The organism is Streptomyces sp. NPDC006435, from assembly GCF_040612315.1.
In the GTDB taxonomy this organism is placed as follows: Bacteria; Actinomycetota; Actinomycetes; order Streptomycetales; family Streptomycetaceae; genus Streptomyces.
Window position 1 is genome coordinate 368,923 of sequence record NZ_JBEXPY010000002.1, and the last position, 20,339, is coordinate 389,261.

At 71.2% G+C, this 20,339-nt stretch carries 22 protein-coding genes; 13 read left to right on the top strand and 9 right to left on the bottom strand.

Going from position 1 to position 20,339, the window contains the following annotated elements; all coding sequences use genetic code 11:
- Nucleotides 1-51: 51 nt before the first annotated feature.
- Nucleotides 52-2,712, bottom strand: coding sequence for a hypothetical protein (locus ABZZ04_RS03920; protein WP_356930582.1), 2,661 nt, complete (start codon nt 2,710-2,712; stop codon nt 52-54).
- A 346-nt stretch (nt 2,713-3,058) separates the two neighbouring features.
- Here ABZZ04_RS03920 and ABZZ04_RS03925 point away from each other — a divergent pair, with 346 nt between their 5' ends.
- Together ABZZ04_RS03925 and ABZZ04_RS03930 are read left to right on the top strand one after the other, a co-directional pair.
- On the top strand, nt 3,059-4,747 hold the full coding sequence (locus ABZZ04_RS03925) for a 5-guanidino-2-oxopentanoate decarboxylase (RefSeq protein WP_356930583.1): 1,689 nt from the start codon (nt 3,059-3,061) through the stop codon (nt 4,745-4,747).
- On the top strand, nt 4,744-5,985 hold the full coding sequence (locus ABZZ04_RS03930; RefSeq protein WP_356930584.1) for a Glu/Leu/Phe/Val dehydrogenase dimerization domain-containing protein: 1,242 nt from the start codon (nt 4,744-4,746) through the stop codon (nt 5,983-5,985). The genes ABZZ04_RS03925 and ABZZ04_RS03930 overlap by 4 nt, the downstream gene beginning before the upstream one ends.
- 271 nt (nt 5,986-6,256) lie before the next feature.
- Here ABZZ04_RS03930 and ABZZ04_RS03935 read toward each other — a convergent pair whose 3' ends face one another.
- Complete coding sequence (locus tag ABZZ04_RS03935; protein WP_356930585.1) at nt 6,257-6,637, bottom strand: hypothetical protein; 381 nt, start codon at nt 6,635-6,637, stop codon at nt 6,257-6,259.
- A gap of 167 nt (nt 6,638-6,804) precedes the next feature.
- On the opposite strand from ABZZ04_RS03935, the gene ABZZ04_RS03940 reads away from it, so the two are divergent.
- A complete protein-coding gene (locus tag ABZZ04_RS03940; protein ID WP_356930586.1) occupies nt 6,805-7,809 on the top strand; it encodes a winged helix-turn-helix domain-containing protein in 1,005 nt (334 codons plus the stop codon).
- 59 nt (nt 7,810-7,868) lie between these two features.
- Here ABZZ04_RS03940 and ABZZ04_RS03945 read toward each other — a convergent pair whose 3' ends face one another.
- The 5 genes from ABZZ04_RS03945 to trpD all read right to left on the bottom strand — a co-directional run bounded on the left by ABZZ04_RS03945 (nt 7,869) and on the right by trpD (nt 12,601).
- Nucleotides 7,869-8,654 carry a MerR family transcriptional regulator gene (locus ABZZ04_RS03945; protein ID WP_356930587.1) on the bottom strand — a complete coding sequence of 262 codons (786 nt, stop codon included), beginning with the start codon at nt 8,652-8,654 and terminating at the stop codon, nt 7,869-7,871.
- A gap of 243 nt (nt 8,655-8,897) precedes the next feature.
- A complete protein-coding gene (locus ABZZ04_RS03950; RefSeq protein ID WP_356930588.1) occupies nt 8,898-10,073 on the bottom strand; it encodes a serine hydrolase domain-containing protein in 1,176 nt (391 codons plus the stop codon).
- Nucleotides 10,074-10,202: 129 nt separating this feature from the next.
- Nucleotides 10,203-10,796, bottom strand: a complete 594-nt coding sequence (locus ABZZ04_RS03955) for a hypothetical protein (protein ID WP_356930589.1) — start codon at nt 10,794-10,796, stop codon at nt 10,203-10,205.
- Nucleotides 10,793-11,167 (bottom strand): PadR family transcriptional regulator, encoded by a 375-nt coding sequence (locus tag ABZZ04_RS03960; protein WP_356930590.1) that lies wholly within the window; start codon nt 11,165-11,167, stop codon nt 10,793-10,795. The genes ABZZ04_RS03955 and ABZZ04_RS03960 overlap by 4 nt, the downstream gene beginning before the upstream one ends.
- Before the next feature lie 363 nt (nt 11,168-11,530).
- On the bottom strand, nt 11,531-12,601 hold the full coding sequence (gene trpD / locus ABZZ04_RS03965) for an anthranilate phosphoribosyltransferase (protein WP_356930591.1): 1,071 nt from the start codon (nt 12,599-12,601) through the stop codon (nt 11,531-11,533).
- Between the two features lie 537 nt (nt 12,602-13,138).
- Between trpD and ABZZ04_RS03970 the strand changes: the two genes are divergently transcribed.
- From ABZZ04_RS03970 to ABZZ04_RS03980, 3 genes are all read left to right on the top strand, one after another.
- Complete coding sequence (locus ABZZ04_RS03970; RefSeq protein WP_356930592.1) at nt 13,139-14,188, top strand: HNH endonuclease; 1,050 nt, start codon at nt 13,139-13,141, stop codon at nt 14,186-14,188.
- A 188-nt stretch (nt 14,189-14,376) separates the two neighbouring features.
- Nucleotides 14,377-14,838, top strand: coding sequence for a GntR family transcriptional regulator (locus ABZZ04_RS03975; RefSeq protein ID WP_356930593.1), 462 nt, complete (start codon nt 14,377-14,379; stop codon nt 14,836-14,838).
- Nucleotide 14,839: 1 nt separating this feature from the next.
- A complete protein-coding gene (locus ABZZ04_RS03980) occupies nt 14,840-15,412 on the top strand; it encodes an HD domain-containing protein (protein WP_356930594.1) in 573 nt (190 codons plus the stop codon).
- On the opposite strand, the gene ABZZ04_RS03985 is transcribed toward ABZZ04_RS03980, so the two are convergent.
- Together ABZZ04_RS03985 and ABZZ04_RS03990 are read right to left on the bottom strand one after the other, a co-directional pair.
- A complete protein-coding gene (locus ABZZ04_RS03985) occupies nt 15,400-15,873 on the bottom strand; it encodes an NUDIX domain-containing protein (RefSeq protein WP_356930595.1) in 474 nt (157 codons plus the stop codon). The two genes, ABZZ04_RS03980 and ABZZ04_RS03985, sit on opposite strands and share 13 nt — an antisense overlap.
- Before the next feature lie 2 nt (nt 15,874-15,875).
- Nucleotides 15,876-16,634: a helix-turn-helix transcriptional regulator gene (locus ABZZ04_RS03990; protein ID WP_356930596.1), complete on the bottom strand. Its 759-nt coding sequence runs from the start codon at nt 16,632-16,634 to the stop codon at nt 15,876-15,878.
- A gap of 771 nt (nt 16,635-17,405) precedes the next feature.
- Here ABZZ04_RS03990 and ABZZ04_RS03995 point away from each other — a divergent pair.
- The 7 genes from ABZZ04_RS03995 to ABZZ04_RS04025 all read left to right on the top strand — a co-directional run bounded on the left by ABZZ04_RS03995 (nt 17,406) and on the right by ABZZ04_RS04025 (nt 20,334).
- A complete protein-coding gene (locus ABZZ04_RS03995; RefSeq protein WP_356930597.1) occupies nt 17,406-17,648 on the top strand; it encodes a hypothetical protein in 243 nt (80 codons plus the stop codon).
- A 181-nt stretch (nt 17,649-17,829) separates the two neighbouring features.
- Nucleotides 17,830-18,138, top strand: coding sequence for a hypothetical protein (locus ABZZ04_RS04000; protein ID WP_356930598.1), 309 nt, complete (start codon nt 17,830-17,832; stop codon nt 18,136-18,138).
- Complete coding sequence (locus ABZZ04_RS04005; protein WP_356930599.1) at nt 18,135-18,467, top strand: hypothetical protein; 333 nt, start codon at nt 18,135-18,137, stop codon at nt 18,465-18,467. The genes ABZZ04_RS04000 and ABZZ04_RS04005 overlap by 4 nt, the downstream gene beginning before the upstream one ends.
- A complete protein-coding gene (locus ABZZ04_RS04010) occupies nt 18,467-18,739 on the top strand; it encodes a DUF6303 family protein (RefSeq protein ID WP_356930600.1) in 273 nt (90 codons plus the stop codon). The genes ABZZ04_RS04005 and ABZZ04_RS04010 overlap by 1 nt, the downstream gene beginning before the upstream one ends.
- Nucleotides 18,736-19,590, top strand: a complete 855-nt coding sequence (locus tag ABZZ04_RS04015) for a hypothetical protein (RefSeq protein WP_356930601.1) — start codon at nt 18,736-18,738, stop codon at nt 19,588-19,590. The genes ABZZ04_RS04010 and ABZZ04_RS04015 overlap by 4 nt, the downstream gene beginning before the upstream one ends.
- Entirely contained in the window at nt 19,590-19,952 is a 363-nt protein-coding gene (locus tag ABZZ04_RS04020; RefSeq protein ID WP_356930602.1) for an RRQRL motif-containing zinc-binding protein, read from the top strand. Before ABZZ04_RS04015 ends, ABZZ04_RS04020 begins: the two co-directional genes overlap by 1 nt.
- Nucleotides 19,942-20,334, top strand: a complete 393-nt coding sequence (locus ABZZ04_RS04025; protein ID WP_356930603.1) for a DUF3307 domain-containing protein — start codon at nt 19,942-19,944, stop codon at nt 20,332-20,334. Before ABZZ04_RS04020 ends, ABZZ04_RS04025 begins: the two co-directional genes overlap by 11 nt.
- The last annotated feature ends 5 nt before the right edge of the window (nt 20,335-20,339 follow it).

The following is a 20,339-nucleotide window of genomic DNA, read 5'->3' on the forward strand; positions in this document are numbered from 1 at the left end:
GGGTGGTGGCGGGGGCCCGCGGTCCGTTCGGACGGCCCGGTGCGGGGCGGGTCACTTCACGTGGCAGAGGTCCTTGCCGTGGCACGGCTTCGGCTCGGGCCTGGGATCGGGCTTGGGCTCGGGCTTGCAGTGCTCGCCGCCCTCACCGCCCTTGTCGTGCTTGCCGGGCTTGCCGGGCTTGCTCGGCTTACCGGGCTTACCGGGTTTGTCTGGTTTGTCGGGGCACGGCTCGGGCTTGCAGTGCTTGCCCTCGCACGGCTTCTTCCCGACGGTGACGCGGGCCCGGTCCTCGTTCGACCGGACCTTCCCGTTCTCGGCCGTGGCCACCGCGAGGTTGGTCACCTCGCCGCGTTCGGCGTCGGCGGCCGTGATCGTGTAGGTGCCGGTGCAGGTGGTGGAGGCTCCCGGGGCCAGCGTCGTCGCCCGGCAGTCCACACGCGGCACGAGGTCGTCGGTGACGGAGATCCCCGTCAGCTCCTGGGAACCGGTGTTGGTGACGGTGTACGTGTACGTCACCTCGTCGCCGACCCGGTAACTGCGCGAGTCGTCCACCGACTTCGCCAGGTGCAGCCCCGGCTCGGTCTCGGTCCGCAGGGTGACCTCGTCGGGTTCCGACACCACCTCGGTGGAGCCGGACCGCCCGTGCGCGGCGGCCACGTTGATGACCGTTCCCCGCTCGGCGTCCGCCTCGGTGACGGTGTAGGTGCCGGTGCAGGTGGTGGAGGCCCCCGGGGCCAGCGCCATGGCCTCGCACCTCACGCCCGGCACGAGGTCGTCGGTGACCCCGATGCCGGTCAGTGTCGCGTTGCCGGTGTTGGTGACGGTGTAGGTGTACGCGACCTTGTCGCCGGGCCGGTACACGCGGCTGTCGTCGGCCGACTTCTCCAGCCGCAGCCCCAGTTCGGAGGCGACCAGCACGGTCGCGTCGTCGGGCTTCGACTTCACGTCCTCGCCTCCGGACCGCCCGTGCGCGGTGGCGACGTTGGTGACCGATCCCCGCTCGGCGTCGGCGGCCGTGATCGTGTAGGTGCCGGTGCAGGTGGTGCTGTCACCGGCCTGCCCGGCCGGGGCGAGCGTGTACGACCGGCATCCCACTCCCGTCGTCACCCGGTTGTCGACGATCGAGAGGTCCGTCAGTTCCTCGGGGCCGGTGTTGGTGACGGTGTAGGTGTACGTCACCTCCTCGCCGACCTCGTACACGCGGGTGTCGTCGGCCGACTTCTCCAGCCGGACCCCGGGCCCGGCCCGGGTCTCCAGGGTGACGTCGTCGGGCGGTGAGTCGATCGGGTCGTCCCCGGACCGCCCGTGCGCGGTGGCGACGTTGGTGATCGAACCGGCCTCGCCGTCCTCCTGAGTGACGGTGTAACTGCCGGTGCAGGTCATCGTCTCGCCCACGGCGAGCGTGTCCTTCGGGCAGTCCACGCCCGTCGTCACCCGGTTGTCGGTCACGTTCACGCCCGTCAGCGGGACGTTGCCGCTGTTGGTCACCACGTACTCGTAGGGCACCTCGGTGCCCGGCGTCACCGGGGTCGGCAGCGGCGGGTCCGCGGGGATCTGCTTGACCAGGTTCAACCGGGGCAGTTCGGCGGCCGGGTGGACGCTGAGGTTGCGGATGAGGTGGACGTCGGTGAACAGCCCGGTCGAGGCGGCGAAGCCGAACTTGTAGGTCGAGGGCACCGGTTGGGGCGCCGGGGTGGACAGCACCTGCTGCGTCCCGTTGCCGTCGTGGAAGTCGATCGAGACCGTGATCACCGGGTTCGGTGCCGGGGAGACCTCGACGGTCACCGTGCGACGCGAGGGCTCCAGCAGCGCCTCGGCCTCCTGCGGCGTGGCGTCCGCCGGGATCGAGGTGGTCGGCCCCTGCAACTGCCCCGGCAGTGTGGAGGGCCAGGGGCCGGTCGTCGAGAAGTTGCTGGTCGTCGCGGAGAGGAAGCAGTAGCCCTCGGTGCCGTCGCCCGGTCCGCGCAGCGTCACCATGTTCGCGCCGGGCGCCGGGACGTGGAAGGACGTACCGGCCGGGGAGCGGGTGGCGCAGCCGTTGCCGCGGTGTTCCCAGTCGCCGAAGTAGTTGCCGAGGACGTCCAGGCCGACGCCCACGTAACCGTGGTCGACGCCGGGCAGGAAGGTCTCGTTCGGGTCGTCGTCCGGGAGTTTCTGGGCGTAGCCGAGGCTGCCGCCGAAGGCCCCGGGCGCGGTCAGCGACGCGGCGCCGTCGATGAGGAAGAACGAGATGCCGTCGGCCGGAGGGTTGGTCGTCCCCCCGTACTGCCACTGGTCGAAGGTCGTGACCAGCCCCTGGTTCGCCGGGAGCGCGTGGTTGTAGAGCACCGCGGCGGACTGGTCGTTGGACGCGTCGGTCAGCCGGAGGTAGCCGTGCGGCGCGGCGTTGTTCGGCGGGACGGGCCCGGTCGCACCGGCCGGACAGCCGGTGAGCGGGTGGGTGCCGGGGCCGGGCGCCGGGGCCTGGGGCGCACCGGTCAGGCAGGCCGGCCCGAACGCCTCGAACTCCGCGATGGCGTCGGCCCCGGTGAACGTCTCGTCCACCAGCGGTACGCCCGCGGGCTGCGCGGCGGCCGTCTGGGCCGGCAGCCCCAGACCGGTGGCCACCAGCGCCAGCACTCCCAGCCCGCCCGCGGCCAACCGCCCCAGCCGACCCTGCCCACGCCCTCGTACCCGACTCCTGGTCGGCGCACCGAAATGTCTCAGCCTCATGCCGGGCAAGGTAGGGATCCGACCCGGCCGCCGGACGTGACACACACCGTGATCGCCGCCCGCCCACCGTCCGGCGTACGCATCGGAATGACGGCCGGTACGACGGATGGGCCGAACGGCCCGACCGCACCCGCACCGCGCCGTCCGTCCTCTCCTCCCTCTCCTCCCGCCCTCTCCTCCTGCCCTCTCCCGGCGGTTCTCCCGGTGGCTCACCGGCGCCCCGCCCTGCCGGACCGGTGGCGCGACCCCGCCCCGACAACTGAACAAAGGTTCAGTACCCGCGCGCATTGACAGGGGCCGACCGCACTCCGAATACTGACTACTCATTCAGTAAGGAGTCCGTGCAGTGCCTGGAGAAACCCCGTCCGGACCGCCCCCGGCCACCCCCGCCCGGCCCCCGCGCGACGACCTCACCGGCGGGGAGGCCCTGGTGCGGGCGCTCGCCGCGCACGGCGTGACCCGGGCGTTCGGCATCCCCGGCACCCACAACCTGGAGATCTACCGACACCTGGCCGCCCACCGCATCGACCACGTCAACCCCCGCCACGAACAGGGCGCGGGCTACGCCGCCGACGCCTGGGCCCGGGTCAGCGGCCGGCCCGGCGTGGCGATCACCACCACCGGCCCGGCCCTGCTGAACATCGCGGCCGCCGTCGGCCAGGCGTACTCCGACAGCGTCCCGCTGCTCGTCGTCTCGCCCGGCATGCCGCTGCGCCACCCCCGGCAGTCGACCGGCCTGCTGCACGAGACGCACGGCCGGGCCGAGGTGCTGCGGGACGTCGCGGCCGTCAGCCACCGGGTGTCCTCGGTCGAGGAGATCGGGGCGGCCGTCGCCCGCGCCTTCACCCTCTTCCGCACCCGGCGCCCCCGGCCCGTGCACATCGAGATACCGCTGGACCTGCTCACCGCCGTGGAACCGGCCGGACCGGTACGGACCGCCCCACCCCTCTCCCCCGCGGCGGCGGACCCGGACGCGCTCGCGGCGGCGGCCGGGGCGCTGCGGTCGGCCGTCCGGCCCGGGATCGTGCTCGGCGGCGGGGCGCGCGGGGCCGCCGCCGAGTGCCTGCGGCTGGCCGTGGAACTGGACGCGCCCGTGGTGACCTCGGCCAACGGCAAGGGGATCGTCGCGGAGACCCATCCGCTGTCGCTCGGCGTCTCCCTGCACAGCCCGGCCGTGCGGCACTGGCTGGCGGAGTGCGACGTGGTGCTCGCCGTCGGCACCGAACTCGCCGAGTCCGACCTGTGGGAGCCGCTGCCCGAACTCGGCGGCACCCTCGTCCGGGCCGACATCGATCCGGCGCAGATGTACGCGGGACCGCCCGCCGACATCCCCCTGGTCGGCGACGCCCGCCACACCCTGCGCGCCCTCCTCGCCGCCCTGCCCGGGGCCGACCCCGCGCACCCCGGAGCGCACCAGTCCGTCGAAGCGTCCCGGACCGTCGCCGCACACCGGGCCGTCGCCGCGCTGCGGGGCGCGCGGAACGCCGAGTCCCGCGGCCGGGACGCGCATCTGCTGCCGTACCTGGCGGCGATCGGATCGGTGCTCCCCGCGAACGCGGTGCTCACCTCCGACAGTGCCCAGTGCTGCTACTACGGTGCGCTCCCGCACCTGCCGATCACCCCCGAGGGCCGCTATCTGCACCCGACGGGCTTCGGCACGCTCGGCTACGCGCTGCCCGCCGCCATCGGTGCCAAGGCCGCCGACCCCACCCGCCCGGTCGTCGCGCTGAGCGGCGACGGGGGCCTCCAGTTCTCCGTGCAGGAACTGGCCACCGCCGTGGAGTCGGGGTACCCGCTGCCCGTCGTGGTCTTCGACAACGGCGGCTACGGCGAGATCCGCGACGAGATGGTGTCCCGCGGCGACCGCCCCACCGCGGTCGACCTGCCGCGGGTCGACCTGCCCGCCCTGGCCCGCGCCTACGGCGGCCACGGCACACGCGCCGACTCGCCCGAGGCGCTCGCCGCGGCCCTGCGCCGGGCCCTGGACACCCCGGGCCCCACCCTCATCACCGTCCCCCAGGAGCTCCCGCGATGACCACGTCCCCGACCACGACCACGCCCCCGGCCGCCCCGCCGTCCTCCCCCGCCGCCCCGCTGGTCTCCCTCACCTGGACCGACGAGGAGACCGGCCACCGGGGGCACCTGGTCATCGACCGGCTGGTGCGCGGCGTCTCCAGCGGCGGCCTGCGGATGCGCGCCGGCTGCACGCTGGAGGAGGTCACCGGCCTGGCCCGGGGCATGACGATGAAGGAGGTGCTGCACTACGACCCGCGAAACCGCTACATCCCGCTGGGCGGCGCCAAGGGCGGCATCGACTGCGACCCGCGCGACCCCGCCGCCTACGGCGTCCTCGTCCGCTACCTGCGCGCCGTGCGCCCCTACGTCGAGCAGTTCTGGACCACCGGCGAGGACCTCGGGCTGACCCAGGACCTCGTGGACCGGGCCGCCGCCGAGGCCGGGCTGGACTCCTCCATCCAGGCCGTGTACCCGCTGCTCGACGACGAGGAGGCCGCCCGGCGGCGCCTCGCCGACGCCTTCGCCATCGACGTGGACGGCATCGGCCTGGACGAGCTGGTGGGCGGCTGCGGCGTCGCCGAATCGGTGCTCACCGCGCTGGACCGGGCCGGTGTCGCCCACCGGGGCACCCGCGTCGCGGTGCAGGGCTTCGGCACGATGGGCGGAGCCACCGCCCGCTTCCTGGACCGGGCCGGGCTGCGCGTCGTCGCCGTCGCCGACGTCAAGGGCACCGTCGCCAACCCCGCCGGGCTGGACGTCGAGGCGCTGCTCGCCGCCCGCGACGGCCACGGCTCGGTGGACCGTACGGCGCTCCGCCCCGAGGACCGCGAGCTGCCGGCCGACGCCTGGCTGACGACCGGGGCCGAGGTGCTGGTACCGGCCGCCGTCTCGTACGCCATCGACGCCACCAACCAGGCCCGGATCACCGCCCGTTGGATCGTCGAGGCCGCCAACATGCCGGTGCTCCCGGAGGCGGAGGCGCTGCTCGCCGCCCGCGGCATCACCGTCCTGCCGGACGTCGTCGTCAACTCCGGTACCAACGCCTGGTGGTGGTGGACGCTCTTCGGGGACATCGGCGCCGACGCCGACGAGGCGTTCGCCCACACCCGCCGGTCGATGCGCACCCTGGTCGATCTGGTGCTGACCCGCGCCGAGGCCGAGAACCGCACCCCCCGGGCCGCCGCGCACGCCCTCGCCGCCGACCGGCTCCCGGTCGTCGCGGAACGCTTCGGATCGTTCCGCCGGCCGTCCCGCTGACCATTCGGCCGACCGTTCCGCCGCATTTCTGAATTCTTTTCCCGCCGGGCTCCCACCGAACTCACACCGGGCTCCCACCGGGCCCCACCGAGTTTCCGCCGGTTTCCCACCCCGGCGCACACGCGGGCGCACACTCCGAAGAAAAGCGCCGCGCCCATGCCGGATTTCCGCGCCCCGGAACAGAAGAACTCGAAAAGCCTTGCGGGGAATCGGCTTTCGATTCCCCGCAAGGCCCGGACGCCCCGAACAGTCCGAACAGTCCGCGCGGCCCTTACTTGACGAGCCGGATGGAGTTGTACGGGGTGTAGTCGTAGTCGGCGTACGTGTTGGCCTTCTGGTACCCGCCGCAGTTGTTGCCGGCCGCGTCGTAGCAGTTGCGGGCGGTGGCGCCGCCGGTCTGGTGGTTGTAGATCCGCTTGATGCCGTACTGGTTGTAGATCTTGTGGGCGCCGTAGGAGTAGAAGATGTAGGTGGGCTTGTCGTTGGCCCAGCTGCCGTTCGGGTAGAGGCAGACGGCCCCGGACGGGCAGCCGTGGATCGTGGCCGCCGCCCCCGCCGCGGCGGCGCTCCCGCCGAGCGTCAGCACCGAACCGGCGGCGAACACGGCGGCGGCCGCGACGGTCCTGGTGATCGCGTTCCGGACCTTGCGCATATGCGATTCCCCCTTTTTCCGATGCCGCGGCCCCCGTTCAAGAACCGCGGATCCCCTGTTTCGGCCGCTCATTGTCGAGCTCCCCACATAATGGAAGCGAAGGCCGCCGGGGGGCGAACAGTTTGCAGCACGGGGAAAACAGTTCGGAGCACCGATCGGGGGGACCGATGGAACTGCGCATCCACTTCACCGCGGACGACCTGGCACGGACCACGGTGGCCACCCGGCCGGACGACATGTGGGAATTGGTCAACAGCCTCCACATCCTCCAGTCCCCGAGACCGCCGTCGGAGTACGGGCCGTGGCTGCGCCACGTCCGGGCCCGGTTCACCGAACGGGACCTCAGATCCCTCGTCCGGTACGTGACCGCTCTCGTCCCGTACCGGGGGGCCTTCCCCGATTTCCTCACCCCGCCGGGCGCGGACGGTTTCGATGCCTCGCTCGACCTCGTCCGCGCCACCCCGGCCGCCCGGCTCCGCGCCGAACTCGCCGTCCACTTCGGGCACCGCACCCCGCCCCCGTGGGCCCGCCTGCTCGCCGACGGCGACCGCCACGCCCGGCAGGAACTCCAGGACGCCCTCACCACGTACCACCGCGAACTGCTCGCGCCCCAACTCCCCCTGATCGGCGAGGCGTTCCACCTCGAACGCGCACAGCACAGCCGGGACATCCTGGCAGGCGGCGTCGAGCAGCTCCTGCACACCCTGCCGCCGTCGATCCGCTGGCGTTCCCCGACCCTGGTCACCGACTACCCGCGCGACCGCGACCTGCACCTGCGCGGCCGGGGCATCACACTGATCCCCTCGTTCTTCTGCACGAAGTGCCCGGTGACACTCATCGATCCGGGCCTTCCCCCCGTACTCGTCTACCCCGTCACCGGCCGCCCCCTGCCGGACACGGAACCCGACGGCCTGACCGACCTGCTGGGGCGGACCCGCGCCCTGGTCCTCCAGGCGCTGACCCCGCCCTGCTCGACCGGCGAACTGGCCGTCCGCACCGGCGTGTCCATCGGCACCGCGAGCAAGCACGCCTCGGTTCTGCGCCGGGCGGGACTCGTCACCAGCACCCGCAGGGGCTGCATGGTGCTGCACGCCCTGACCCCTCTCGGCCACGCCCTGGCCGACCCCCGCCGCACGCTCCCCGCCCCCGACGGGGACCACGACTCCCCCTGACCGCCCACCCCTTGACCGCAAGCCGCCGTCGACAGCCACGGAGCCGAGACACGGCGCGGTCAGCGGGGGTTCGTCCCGGGTACACGGACACCGGCGGCACGGAGCCCGGCCTCGACGAGCGCGACCAGCCGGACCGTGGCCGGTGCCTCGTCCCCGCCGTGGCGGGCGACCATCTCGTACCGGGTCGCGGCCTCGGTACGGGCCTGCAGACCGGTCACGATCTTGAGCTGCTCGGGGCTGGCCAGGTAGTGGTCGGCCAGGGCGGTGGCGAGCTCGTCGATACGGGGGTCGTCGGGCTCCCAGGTAGCGGATTCGGCGGCGCGTTTGCTCAGGGCGACGAACCGGGCGTCCCGCAAGGCGTGTTCGACATGGCCGAGGTGTTCGTCGAAGCCCTCCGGGACCAGGGCCCTGGCGAGCACCAGCCCCTCCCGGGCGGCCGCCACCTCGTCCTCGGTGAAGCCGAGGCCGGACATCCGCTCCAGCAACGCCACGGCACGGTCGGGCAGCAGCGCACGGTTGCCGTCGGCGAGCCGGTGCAGCGTGTCGCGCCGGGCGGTCAACTCCTCTATCTTCTCGGTGAGCTGCCGCTCCACGTCGACGAGTGCGGCGGCGAAGTGCGCGGCGTCGGCGTCGACCAGGGGCCCGGTCTCGGCCAGCGGGACCCCGGCGGCGGCCAGGGTGCGGACCTGCACCAGCCGCAGCAGGTCGGCCGACCCGTACCGCCGGTAGCCGGAGCCGTCGCGTTCGGGCTCCTGCACCAGACCGAGCTTGTGGTAGTGCCGCACCGTCTTCACCGTGACGCCGGCGAACGCCGCCGCCTGCCCGATCGTGACACCGTTGTTCATCCGCCGAAGCCTGCCTCGCGCTCGGGCCCGGCCGCCGATGCGCACACCGGGGCCGAGCAGGGGAACGGGCCGCGCCGGGTCCGACGCGACTCCGGTCCGCTTACTACCCGATGCCCGGCCGGAAGGGAACGCCCCTTCGGACGTGCCCGGGGGCGTGCCCCGGTTCGCGTCTCGGTTCGTGCCCCGGTTCGCGTCTCGGTTCGTGCCCCGGTTCGTATCCCGGGGCCCACGAGGCACCGGGGTTCAGCCCTCGGACCGGGCCGGGCCGGTCTCCTTGCCGCAGAACACCTCGTCGACGAGCCGCTGCGTCGCCTGCTGGAACGGCACGGCCAGGGACAGCGCGGCGTCGTCCACGTAGTTCAGCGTGGCGGTCATGGTCGTGCCGCCGTCGGGCGTGCTGTACATCAGCGCCGCATGGCCCGCGGCGCCGCCGTTGTGGTTGATGACGATGCCACCGTCGCCCGTGTCCTGCACGAACACCCCCAGGCCGTAGCCCATGCCGGGGATGGGCGTCGGGCGCGGCGTGCACATCTCGGCCAGCAGCCCGGCCGGCAGGAGCCTGCCGCCCACCAGCGCGGAGACGAACGTGCCCAGGTCCCGGGAGGTCGAGATCATGTCGCCGCCGCTGGAGATCCAGGAGGGGTTCAGCTCGGTGACGTCGACCGTCTTCTCCTCGCCCGCGTCCTCGTACCGGTAGTAGGCGTGGGCGTGCGGCTCGGCGATCTCCGTCTGCGTGGTGGGCACCACGGTGCCCGACAGGCCGAGCGGCTCCAGGATCAGCCGCTGCGCCTCCTCGGTGATCGAGCGGCCGGTGACCTGCTCGATCAGCAGCCGGGCCAGCACGTAGTTGGTGTTGGAGTAGCTCCAGTCCGTACCCGGCTCGAACCGCGCCGGCTTGGACAGCGCGAGGCGCGCCAGTTCCTCCGGCGGGTAGGTCCTGAAGCGGTTGTCCGCCCATTCCTTGCCCGCGGTGGTGGCCGGGATGCCCGGCGCCACCGTCCCGTCCTCGTAGTACTCCCCGGTGAAGTTGAAGATCCCGCTGGTGTGCTGCAACAGCATCCGCACCGTGATCCGCAGGTCCAGCCCGAACCCGGGCAGGTGGTCGGCCACCGGGTCGTCCAGTCCGATCCTGCCCTCGGCCACCAGTTGCAGCACCAGGGTCGCGACGAAGGTCTTGGTGCTGCTGCCGATCCGGACATGCCCGTCCACCGGCGGCTTCTCGGTCCCGCCCAGCCGGCTCGATCCGGCTCTGCCGACCCACTCGCCCCGCTCGTCGCGCACCCGCAGCGTGATGCCGGTGATGCCGGATTCGACGATCTCCTCCAGGAGCTTCCGGAGTTCCGGGCGCTCCTGCCCGGCAGCGGCAGCGGCAGCGGCGTCGAACGCGTTCTCGTCCTGGTCGGAAAGGTTGATGGACATGGTGTGTGCTCCCTCGGGTCCGTCGTGCTCCGGATCGACGGACCGTCGCGGCCTGCCGATGCGACGAGCCTCCACCCTGACCCGAGGTCAACCTCAACTGTGATCCGGACCACACCGGACTTCGGCGCCTCAGACGCGCCGGACCTTCCAGAGCCACGCCGCCGCGGCGCTCATCAGGGCGAGCATCACCAGGTTGGGCAGGAAGGCCGGAGGGCCTTCCGTCACGCCGTTGGACAGGTTCCAGGTCGCGATGACGACGCTCGGCAGGACGGCGGTGAGCAGTACGCCGGTGGTCTTCTGGACAGCGGTCCAGTGCACCGAGGTGCACAGGAGCACCGCGCCGACGATGCGGAACAGTCCGCCGAACAGCGGGCCGGGCTGCTCGGAGAGGACCATCACGAAGGGCAGCGAGAGGACGATCATCAGGAGCGGGACCAGCGGGTGCACCTTGCCCCGCCGGGGGGCGGGTGCGGCATTGCCCGGGGCCGGCGCCCCGGTCGCAGCGGCCCCCGCCTCGGCCAGCGCCGTCGCCGCGATCGCGCGGGGGTCCCCCAGCTCCGTCAGGATCTCGCCGAGCTCGGCCTCGGGCCGCTCGGCGCGCGTCACCTCGATGTGCTCGGCGAGGTCGGCGAGGAGCTCCTGACGACGGTCGGCGGGAAGTGCGGACGCCTCGCGCTCGACGGCGGAGAGGTAGTCGCGTACGGGGTCGGCAGAAGTCTTCATGCGAGGTCTCCGGTGAGAGGTTGCGAAGTGGTCAGGAAGGCATCGACGGCGTTGCGGAAATCGGGCCAGACGCGAGTGAACTCGTCGAGCGCGGCCCGGCCGCTGTCGGTGAGCGCGTAGTAACGACGGGGCGGCCCGGAGGCGGACTCCTGCCAGCTGGTGGTGACCAGGTCGTCGCGGCGGAGCCGGGAGAGCAGCGGGTAGACCGTGCCCTGACTGGTGGCCAGGGCCCCGGATTCCTCCAGCGACTGGAGGAGCTCCACGCCATAGCGGGGACGGTCCCGCATCAGGGCGAGTACGCAGTACTCCAGGACCCCCTTGCGCAGCTGGGCGGCTGCGCGGGCCTGCTTGGTCGAATCACCTGGTTCCATGCGATGCAAGATACCTGGTCGAGCAAGCAGATGGAAAGGGGGGTCCGCTCACCCGTCCCCCGGCACCCCCACGCGCCACGCGTCCGCCACGTCCGCCGCGCCCGCCGCGTCCGCAGAACGCAAAGAACCCCGGCTCGGACAACGTCCGGGCCGGGGTTCGCGCTGAGCCCCTGTCGGATTCGAACCGACGACCTGCGCGTCACAAGACCGCGAGTGTTCGTGATGTGCGGTGCCCGGCCGTGCGGCCGTCAACGTTCCGCCCGACCGGAGCATGCGCGGCCGGACGGCACGGCGGTGGACTGCGGTCGGTGCTCGGTCGCGCCGGGTTCCGCTGCCGCACGACGGGGCGAGGCGGTGAGGGCGTCAGCGGGGTTCCGCCGCCATCGCGGTCGTGAGTTCGACCCATTGCTCCAGCAGGGCGGCGGCGGTGCCGGTGTCCACTGCGGCGCGGGCTCGGTCCAGGCCGTCGGCGAAGGCGTCCTCGAACACGGTGTCGCCGTCGATGCGGCTGTGGGCGACCAGGGCGCCGGCGGCGTTGGCGAGGACCGCGTCGCGGGCCGCGCCGGGGGCCCCGGAGAGCATGGTGTGCACGGCTGCCGCGTTGTGGGCGGCGTCGCCGCCGCGCAGCGCTTCCGGGGCGGGGCGGGCCAGTCCGAAGCGGAGGGTGTCGAACGACGCGTGGTCCACACCGCCCGTCGCGGTGGTGGTCCATACGTCCGTGGGGGCGGCGGTGGTGATCTCGTCGAGTCCGTCGTGCCCGCGGACCACCAGGGCGCTCGCGCCGCGTTCGGCGAGCACGGAGGCGAGCACGGGGGCCAACTGGGGGTTCGAGCAGCCGACCAGTGCGGCACGGGGGCGGGCCGGGTTGGTCAGCGGGGCGAGGTAGTTGATCGCGGTGGGCACGCCCAGGGTGCGCCGGACCGGGGAGGCGTGCTTGAGGCCCTTGTGGAAGGCCGGGGCGAAGGTGAAGGCGATTCCGAGGTCGGTGAGGCACCGGGCGACCTGGGCGGGTTCCAGATACAGGGGGACGCCGAGCGCCTCCAGCACGTCGGCGGAGCCGCTCCTGCTGGAGACGGACCGCCCGCCGTTCTTGACGACGGGGGCTCCGGCGGCGGCCGTGACGATGGCGGCCATGGTGGAGATGTTCACGGTGTGCGCGCCGTCGCCGCCGGTACCGACGATGTCGACGACGACGTCCGTGCTGTCGACGGGCAGGGGGACGACCCGGTCCATCAGGGCGTCGAGCAGGCCGGAGATCTCGGCAGCGGTCTCGCCCTTGGCCCGCAGCGCGACGAGGAACCCGGCGAATGCCACGGGTTCGTGGTCGTCGTTCATGACCTCGCCCATGGCCCATCGGGTGTCGTCCGAGGTCAGGTTCTCGCCGCGCAGGAGCGCGGCGAGGAGCTGTGGCCAGGTACGGGCGGGTGCGGACAAGGTGTTCTCCTCGGTACGACCCGCGGGCACTCGCCTCGCCGGGCCGGTCTGTGTCGGGATTTCGACCCTAGCGACGCGCAGACGCTCGTACCGGCAGTTCGCCGGGATGGGGCGCCGTGGACGCGGTGACCATGAACCGTGCCGCCGCGCGGGATTTCGCGCGGCGCGCGGCCCGCTCCCGCCGTCGCCGTCGCGTCCGCTGAACGGAAGAACCCCAGCTCAGATCACATCTGGGCCGGGGTTCCCGTTGAGCCCCCTGTCGGATTCGAACCGACGACCTACGCATTACAAGTTGTCGGATCTTGGTCTGCGAGCGTCCGGGGGCGTCCGCGGGACGCACGTTCCCGCAGTTCAGCAGGCAAGGCAGACAGCCCCGTACCGTCCCGGACATCTGCGGATCGACCCACGAATGAGACTGCAACTGAGACTGGCGCCAACTGCCTCCTTGGCGGCGTGGACCTCCCCACCGTCGTGCCCGCCCGGCGCAGTCGGTGCAAGGCCAAGTGCGGTGTCATACCCGCCCCGTAGGCTCAGCTCATGGAAAAAGGGGCCATCTCGCGCGACGACATCCTGAAGACCTTGCAGGAGTACGACGACCTGGGAGCGGAGTCGTTCCTTAGCCTGTACGGCTTTAAGCCAGCCCGAAAGTTCCTCATCCTGCACGACGGCAAAGAGTACGACTCGAAGGCGGTCGCGGGGGTAGCCCACAAACATTCCCACGGGAGGGCGCTGACGTGGAAAGAGCTCAGCGGCGGCGTGGGTCATGCAGTCGACTGGCTCAAGCGCGAAGGTTTCCAGGTCGGAGCCTCGCGGAGCCCCAAGTGGACCCGTGACGAGCTGATCCTCGCGTGCGATGTCGTGGCCCAGAACAACTGGCGAGGGCTTTCCTCCTCGGACCCGCGGATCGGAGAGCTGTCCAACCTCCTGCAACTCCTCGCCGCGTACCCGCCGGAGCAGCGTGCGACCGAGTACCGCAACCGCAACGGGGCGGCACTCAAGACACTCAACATCGCCAGCTTCCACCCTGAATACCAGGGCAAGCCCACCAACGGCGGACAGCTGGACCGTGAGGTGCTGCAAGACTTCCTGGACCGCCCGGCAGAGATGGCACGGGCGGCTGAGCTGCTTCGCGAGGGATTGCAATCTGGTGAACTCCAGCCGGTGCCAGACCTCGAAGACGAGGACTTGGACGACGACGTCAGCGCGCCCGAGGGACGTGTCCTTTACCGTCGCCACCGCACCCGTGAACGCAACAAGGGACTGCGCAAGAAGAAGATCGCGTCAGTTCTCAAGCGGGGAGGCACCCTGTCCTGCGAGGCGTGCGGATTCGACTTCGCCAAGGTCTACGGCGAGCGAGGCGAGGGCTACATCGAGTGTCACCACGTAGTGCCGCTCCACGAGGCTGGAGAAGGCACCACGAAACTGGCGGACCTCGCACTGATCTGCTCGAACTGCCACCGCATGATCCATCGCAGCGCACCATGGCCCACGCCGGCCGAACTACGTCTGCTGGTGCTGGAGCAGACCAGTGGCGGGGAAGCGTGCCTGCCTGGACCGCGCTTGGTGACAAAGGCTGCTGACGCATGACGGCTTTCAAGACCGATCAGCGCGCAGCGACCATCCGGCCCTGACCTGCGCTTTTCTCAGCTGTGGAGCGCCACGCGCGGCTCCTGGCCCACACATGGCCCACAAGGGCCCGATTCTGCTCTCTGGAGCCCTGAAGGAGGATGAACCCACGCGATGCTGGATCGCGACAGAAGCGGAGAGGAGACGGGGTGCCACAGCAGGCCAGTCCTCGGGGAACATTTCTGAAAGTCGCCGAGGCGGTGAAGGCGCAGATCGACGCCGACCCGGCGATGACGGAGCTGCCGACGCTCGCCGAGCTGATGGCGGCGCACAACGTCTCACGCGGGGTCGCGCTCCGGGCGTTCAAGGTGCTCAAGGAGGAGGGGTGGGCCGAGCAAGTTCGAGGTAGCCGATGGCGCGTGGTGCGGAAGGGTGAGCAACGCGACCGCCGACCGCTGGCCGAGCGGATCGCAGACGTCTTCCACACGAACAAGCTGAAGGTAGGAGACGAGTTCCCCAGTACGTCGGCACTGGCCGACCAATTCGGGGCCTCGCGGCCAACGGTCGCAAAGGCCCTGGACAAGCTGGGAGCCGACGGGCTGCTCTCAGAAAGCCGGCAGGGCAAGCAGCGGACTGTATTGGCCCTCCCGGGCCGAGAGGAGCGTTCCTAGCGTGACCGTCACGACACTGACCGAGTGGGCCTACCCCCTTGCCGAGTCCCTCCTTGCCGAGCCGCTGCCGCGGCGGTGGGCACACTCCCGGGGAGTGGCCGAACGGGCGCAGATCATCGCGCCCATCCTCGGCGAGGACGCGGATCTCCTGGAGGCGGCGGCCGTCCTGCACGACATCGGATACTCGCCGGACGTAGCAAAGACCGGATTCCACCCGCTGGACGGGGCTCGGTATCTGCGCGACGTCGCCCAGGCGAACGAGCGGGTCGTACGGCTGGTTGCACACCACTCGTGCGCCTGGATGGAAGCGGAAGCACGTGGGCTTCGAGAGGACCTGGAGGGCGAGTTCCCCAGGGACCTCCCGCACCTGGACGACGCCTTGTGCTTCTGCGACATGAACACCACCCCGGTCGGCACACCCACGAACCCGGTCGACCGCATCAACGAGATCGCCAGCCGGTACGGCGCGGACAGCCTGATCGGGACGTTCATCCGCCGCGCCGAGCCGGAAATCCTGGAGTGCACAGCACGAGTCCTCGAACGAGTTGCCGCCGCCAAGCGTCAGCCGATGTAGGGCGCGATACGCGACCGATCCATCGCGTGCTCGATGCGGAGCCGCATCGTGGGATGGACGTCGAATTCGACCAGGTCCGCCGGGGCGACCCAGCGGACCTGTGTCGTCTCGTCGCTCGTCCGCACCTCCCCGCCGATCGGTCGGGCCCTGAAGCAGATGGAGAACTGCTGGCGCACCTCTCCGTCGTCGTACGCCATCACGTGTCCGGGGTCGGTGTAGATCCCGGACACGTCGATTACCTCAGCATTGATGCCGGTCTCTTCCCAGACCTCACGGACCACCGTGTCGCTGATGGACTCACCCACGTCATGGCCGCCACCAGGCAGCGCCCACCGGCCGTTGTCGGAGCGCTGGATCATCAGGACACGCCCATGCCCGTCCTGGACGAACGCGACGACGGACGGCACCACGGAGTTGGCCGGCGGAGCGTCGGGGTCGTGAAGGTAGTCGATGCGTCCCATGGTCAGTCTCCAGTGAGGTCGTGATCTGTGACCTGTCGGGCACCGCCCCAGGTCTGTTCGATGCTATTCGCGTACGTGTCGAAGAGGCCGCCGCCCGGCAGTCGGCGCAGGTGGAAGACCGGGGCCATGTAGGCGCCGATGCCGTACACATGCGTATTCACCAACATCTCGTCGTCAGCGCGGAAGAGCGAGTTGTAGAGCGTCGCGTCATGCAGCCGGAACCCGATGTCGGGGTGACTGTCGAACAGCGGCTGGTAGTTGACCAGCGCGTTTCGAATTTTCCCGTCCATGACGCGGTGGCCTTCGTCGATGCCGCGCTGCTGTACGGCCGCGCACTCGGGATCTCCCAACAAGATGCGGACCTGAGCGTTGCCCTCGACTTTGGTCTTGATGATGGTGTGGAACACGGGGTCTTCAGACAGCCACAGGCCCGCGTACACGAGTACGTCCAGATGCTTCTCCGCCCTCGCGTACATCTCGCGCCATAGGTTCGCCGGAACCATGTGGCGGTGTGGGTAGACGGTCACTATCTCCGCCTTGCCGAGATCCGTGGCGGTCTCCACCGCGCGCGAGTCGTCCCAGAGGGTCGTCACGTCGACCCGGAGGAACGTGGCAGCGGCGTACTGGTGTCGGCGATACGGCACCTTCCCCTGCGTGATCCAGCGTTCCACTGTCTTCGGATTGACCTGGATGGCATCGGCCAGGTCCTGAATCGAGGCGCCACGCGCCAACAGGGCTGAGCGCAAACGCTCGTTGGACATCTCCACCCCCGAGGGACGTCTTGGGAGCTCTTGACGGTAGCCAGGTGTCCCCAAGCTGTCCATGAACGGGGTGAACAACGCCCATGACCTGGGGCGATTCTGATTGTGCGCCAGGAAGCCCCGGCGCGAAGCCAAGAAGTTCCATCGCTCCGCTTGACGAAATCCGGTGCGGTACCTGTAATAGAGGTACCGCACCGGTCGCAAGGCGGAGCGGAAGGAGAGGCCCTGTTCGGGCTGCTTCGAGGTGTACGACCGCAGAGCTCCCGGCGGGTCTCGTGAGGGCGAGATACCCCTTTGACCAGGGGATACCGCGCCTGTCGGGGAGGGTCTGGTCTTTGAGAACCGAACAGAGTGCGAATGATTCGACGGGGTGGAAGTCCCTGTCCCCGCGGACGACCGGGTGATGTCGTCGGCGGCCCCTTTCCGCGTGCTGGCTCTGGAGAACAGCCCTGGCGATCATCCCTCCATTCCTGGAGGTCAACGCCCTGGCTGCCACCTGGTACGCGCCGCCCTGCTGGCGTCAGAGCAGTGACGATGACGCACCGAGTCGCAGGCTCGGGACTGGTCGGTCGTGGTAACGGCCGACCGGCGAAGCCCTGCCCGGTTGCCTCCCCCGCCCGTCCGGCCCTCATCGCGGCTGTACGGGTGGGGCTGAGGGGAGCCGGTTCAGGGACCCGACTCCATTGCTGTGGACGTCAGCAAGGCGGGTCCGGTGTTGCAGCGCCGGACCCGCACCTCAGTCACCGCCGTCTGATCCCGAAGGAGATCCGCATGTCCCGCTTCAGCCGTGCCCGCCTCAACCGCGAGGCCGACTACTTCAGCGCGTCCGCCAAGCGCTCCGATGAGGCCGCTCTCGATGGCGACCGCGCCGCAGCCGACCTGACCAACAGCCCCCACACCCGGGCCGTGGCTGCCAAGTGCGCCCAGATCGCGAGGTCCAACGCCGCCGACTACCGGGACATTGCCGCAGCACTCCGCGACGGCGAGATCCCCGATTGCCTCGACCTCGACTGACCCCCACAGCCCCGGCATTCCGCCGCGAGGGCGCCGGATCAGATCCGGCCCGGGGCACTACGGCCACCCCTGGTGGCCGGACCGCTCACGTCGTCGGGCGGAACCACAACGGCCCGCGGCCCCGGTGTCCTACCACCGGGGCCGCATTTCGGGCCGTCCCACTGCGAGGAGAAAACGACCCATGAAGACCATCGTTGCTGGTCACGTGGCCGTTACGGCCACCGAGTTCGTCGAGCTGTCGCTCGGCATCGACCTGGAGCTGTTCACCGGCCCGGCCGTCGAGTCCGCCCAGGAGCGGGCGGCGCGGCTGGACGTCGCCTGCGAGGTTCTGGCGGAGCTGCACGAGTCCGACCCGGAGGCTGCCGCCTACGCCCAGTCGCTGCTGCGGACGCTGCCGCTGAAGTCCCGCCGCACGGGCGGCCGGCGCCCGCACCGTTCGGTCCGCCCCCTGGTGAAGGGCCTCACGGCCGGTTCGGCGGTGGCGGCATGAGCGCGCCGACGATGAGCGGTCTGTCCGCCGGGCTCGGCGTCGCGGTGTCGCTGGTGGAGCGGTTCCCCGACCTGCCGGTGCTCAGCGTGGCTGTCGCGGCGCACTGCCCCGACCGGGTGGACCTGACCGCCTACGACAGCCTGTCCGCGTTCGAGAAGTGGCGGTCCGCTCTGGGGATTGACCCCGCCCGGGTGTCCATGGACGCGGAGCGCGGGGTGGGCCCCCTGATGTGGTTGGAAGCCGAGACGGTCGTGGACGGTGTCACCGCCCGGCTGGTCGGCTTCGGGCAGGTCCCGGCGGACCGCTCCGGGAAGCCGGGGGCGGTGTGATGCTGCCGCAGGCGCGCATGGCCACGGGGGTCTACGGAACCTGGGAGCTGTACGTCCTCGTCTCCGCCGACGAGTGGGCCAAGTACGAGTTCCGCCGCCTCGTTCCGCTCCCGAGCCCGGAGGAGCGGGCGGAGGCGCTGGCCGGTCTCGGGTATGAGGCCGTGGACGGGGCCGAGTGGGAGTGGCGGGAGCTCTCCGCCCCGACCGGCCCCCGCCTCTTCGCCGCCATCCAGGTCCGTCCGACGGGTCCGGGCGACGGGGGTGCGGCATGAAGCGCGGTACTCCTGTTGCCCGGCAGATCGCGGCGTTGCAGTCGCTCCAGTCGGGTCTGACGCGGGTTCTGGTTGCGGTGGCGGTGGTCGCTTTGGCGTTCACCGCGACGAACGTGACCCTGTTCGCGATCGACCACCACATCAGCGTGTGGATCGCGTGGCTGCTGGACCCGATGGTCGCGGTCGCGCTCGGTGCGGTCCTGATCGTGGACGGCCGTCTGTCCGAGCACGGGGTCGAGCCGTCCGGCTGGGCCACGGCGCTGCGCTGGTTCGCCGGTCTGGCGACGTGGCTGATGAACTGCTGGGGCTCGCTCTGGCCCGCCGGCACCGGATTCGGGGTGCCCCGCCAGGTCGACCCGGCCGGTCTCGTCCTCCACTCCATCCCCCCGGTCCTCCTGATCGTTCTGGCAGAGGCGATCACGTTCTACCGGCGCGCGATCCTCGACCGGATCGCCGTCCTGCGCGATCAGGTGGACGCCATGGTGGAAGAGGTGGAAACCCTGCCCGTCCACCCCGCTTCCACCCCGGTGGCCACCCTGCCTGCCGCCGCAGTCCCGGCCGGTCCGGCGGTACCGGAACCGGAGCGGTCGCCGCTGGTCATCTGCGGTGGACACCAGGTGTTTCCCCTGACCGTTCCCCCCGCTTCCACCCGGGACGGGGAACCGGCCCCCGAGGCGGAGAAACTGACCGCCGACGAGGCGATGAACGTGATCCGGGCGTGCTGGGGGAACGGGGAGACGATCACCGATGCTGCGGTGAAATCCACCCGGTCCACCTCCTACGTCCACAAGGTCTACAAGCGCCTCTCCGAGACCCCGCCGCCCCCCGCTCTCACCCCGGCGGTGGCCTGATGGGCACCCTTCCCGTCTACCGATGGCGCCTCGCACCCGAGGGCCTGGCGACCCGCCGTCAGCTCCGCGCGATGGGGCTGCGGCCCGGCGGTCAGGACGTCGCCGCCCAGCTCGAACGCCCCCGGCGCCGCCGGGGCCCGCTGGTGGCCTACCTCTACCGCATCGACCGGGCCCGTCCGGTGCGTCCGATGACCCCGGCCCGCAGGGCGGCGCTCGCCGCGGCGATGACCGCCCGGCGCACGTGCCCGGTCTGCCGGCAGGACCGCGGGTACTGCATCCCCCGCTCGCTCGGGTCCTGCGTGCCCTGCCACGACAACCCCACCGTCGCTCACGTCGCCGAGGAGGCGTCCCGTGTTCGCTGACATCGCGTTCCTGCTCTACCTCGGCCACCTGATCGCCGACTACGGCCTGCAGACCGACCACCAGGCCGAGCACAAGGCCGGTCCCGGCCTGGCCGGGTGGCGGGCGAACCTCTGCCACGCCGCCACCCACGTCGCGGTCTGCGGCCTCCTGCTCGCGCTGGGCGCGGCGGTCCTGGGCTGGCGGCTCCCGCTGCTGCCCGCCCTGGCCGCGCTCCTGTGGATCGGTGCCACGCACGCGTTCATCGACCGGCGCTGGCCGGTCCGCTGGTGGATGACCCACACCGGCTCGGCGGACTGGTTCGCCCGTGGCGGTGCCGCGCACGTCGACCAGACCGCCCACATCGCCGCGCTCGTCGTCGCGGCCCTCTGCCTCTCCGTCTGAGAAGG

Bases quoted from the DNA above. Each gene is read 5' to 3' on its own strand.
- ABZZ04_RS03960 (WP_356930590.1), bottom strand. From the start codon at position 11,167: ATGGAACCAGGTGATTCGACCAAGCAGGCCCGCGCAGCCGCCCAGCTG.
- ABZZ04_RS03985 (WP_356930595.1), bottom strand. From the start codon at position 15,873: ATGGGACGCATCGACTACCTTCACGACCCCGACGCTCCGCCGGCCAAC.
- ABZZ04_RS04005 (WP_356930599.1), top strand. From the start codon at position 18,135: ATGAGCGCGCCGACGATGAGCGGTCTGTCCGCCGGGCTCGGCGTCGCG.
- ABZZ04_RS03920 (WP_356930582.1), bottom strand. From the start codon at position 2,712: ATGAGGCTGAGACATTTCGGTGCGCCGACCAGGAGTCGGGTACGAGGG.
- ABZZ04_RS03955 (WP_356930589.1), bottom strand. From the start codon at position 10,796: ATGAAGACTTCTGCCGACCCCGTACGCGACTACCTCTCCGCCGTCGAG.
- ABZZ04_RS03930 (WP_356930584.1), top strand. From the start codon at position 4,744: ATGACCACGTCCCCGACCACGACCACGCCCCCGGCCGCCCCGCCGTCC.
- ABZZ04_RS03950 (WP_356930588.1), bottom strand. From the start codon at position 10,073: ATGTCCATCAACCTTTCCGACCAGGACGAGAACGCGTTCGACGCCGCT.
- ABZZ04_RS03940 (WP_356930586.1), top strand. From the start codon at position 6,805: ATGGAACTGCGCATCCACTTCACCGCGGACGACCTGGCACGGACCACG.
- ABZZ04_RS03945 (WP_356930587.1), bottom strand. From the start codon at position 8,654: ATGAACAACGGTGTCACGATCGGGCAGGCGGCGGCGTTCGCCGGCGTC.
- ABZZ04_RS04010 (WP_356930600.1), top strand. From the start codon at position 18,467: ATGCTGCCGCAGGCGCGCATGGCCACGGGGGTCTACGGAACCTGGGAG.
- ABZZ04_RS04000 (WP_356930598.1), top strand. From the start codon at position 17,830: ATGAAGACCATCGTTGCTGGTCACGTGGCCGTTACGGCCACCGAGTTC.
- ABZZ04_RS04020 (WP_356930602.1), top strand. From the start codon at position 19,590: ATGGGCACCCTTCCCGTCTACCGATGGCGCCTCGCACCCGAGGGCCTG.
- ABZZ04_RS04015 (WP_356930601.1), top strand. From the start codon at position 18,736: ATGAAGCGCGGTACTCCTGTTGCCCGGCAGATCGCGGCGTTGCAGTCG.
- ABZZ04_RS03935 (WP_356930585.1), bottom strand. From the start codon at position 6,637: ATGCGCAAGGTCCGGAACGCGATCACCAGGACCGTCGCGGCCGCCGCC.
- ABZZ04_RS03970 (WP_356930592.1), top strand. From the start codon at position 13,139: ATGGAAAAAGGGGCCATCTCGCGCGACGACATCCTGAAGACCTTGCAG.
- ABZZ04_RS03990 (WP_356930596.1), bottom strand. From the start codon at position 16,634: ATGTCCAACGAGCGTTTGCGCTCAGCCCTGTTGGCGCGTGGCGCCTCG.
- ABZZ04_RS03995 (WP_356930597.1), top strand. From the start codon at position 17,406: ATGTCCCGCTTCAGCCGTGCCCGCCTCAACCGCGAGGCCGACTACTTC.